Annotated in this window: 1 protein-coding gene and 1 pseudogene; both read right to left on the bottom strand. The window is 37.1% G+C overall.

Annotated elements, in window-relative coordinates; all coding sequences use genetic code 11:
- Nucleotides 1-84 precede the first annotated feature (84 nt).
- Nucleotides 85-609: a plasmid replication DNA-binding protein gene (locus HADU_RS15110; RefSeq protein WP_008307689.1), complete on the bottom strand. Its 525-nt coding sequence runs from the start codon at nt 607-609 to the stop codon at nt 85-87.
- A gap of 78 nt (nt 610-687) precedes the next feature.
- A pseudogene (locus tag HADU_RS15115) lies at nt 688-980 on the bottom strand (replication initiation protein); the annotation flags it as partial.

The following is a 980-nucleotide window of genomic DNA, read 5'->3' on the forward strand; positions in this document are numbered from 1 at the left end:
TAATAAACCTCATCCGGTTTTTTGATGAGTCATTATTTCATGTGCTTGCACTGAAATTGGCTCATCAAAAAATTGGAGTCCTGGCTAACCATAAGGAAGGAAAAAACGGCTCAGGAAGCCTCTCTTTTTAGGTTCAGGCTCAACGTGTTCTGGGACAGGGATACGTTTGTTCTCTGGAGTAGTCAATCCGTCATCTTTAGGTGGAACGACTATTACCTCTTCCTTCATTTCTACAATGGGAGCTGATTGAGGGAGTTGGAGTTCACTAGGGTCTTGGATCTTTGGTTTGGGTGCTTCCAGTAGACGTTGCATCGTCTCAATTTGATTTTGATAAAAGGATTCACGCTCTTTTGCATCATCAAGCTGATTTTTCAGCATGTCTATCTGTTGCCTAAGTAGTAAAACTTCTGCCGAATTTGGACTGTCTATTTTTACAGACTCTTTTACATCTAGTTTTTTTGAAGGTTCGCCAAAAACACGGATAGCTTCAGCCAGATCAATTTTATTATCAGAATTTTTACTTAAAATTCCTTTCTTTATGTTGTTGTAAATCGTTTGTCTATTGATATTGTAAAGCTTAGAAAGCTCAAGAACTGTAAGGCTTTTCATGCTGTAAATCTATGCCTAACTCTGTCAAAAGTTGTTGTCTATTAGACTGCCTAATAGACAAATGATCAAGTATAAATTTTAGGCAGATTGATAGCCAACTTTTTGAAGATAAGGGAATAATTCTTGGAATTTTTCACTATCTTGAAGCATTTCAGCAATACGTATAGCGAATTGTGGATAGCTTTCTGTACCCTGAGAATACTTACCCATTTCTGGTAGTTCGGAAAGTTTAGTAGCGAATAAGTGGCGTTGCTTATCTGTCATTCTCGAGAACAGATCAGTTGTATTAGGATCTCTATTAGTTTCTATAGATCGAATAGTTGCTTTCTTTGGCTTAAAGCTAAAAGAAAATCCTGAGATTGAACGACCTT

The sequence above is a fragment of the Acinetobacter sp. HA genome (genome assembly GCF_000264725.1).
Taxonomy (GTDB): Bacteria; Pseudomonadota; Gammaproteobacteria; order Pseudomonadales; family Moraxellaceae; genus Acinetobacter; species Acinetobacter schindleri.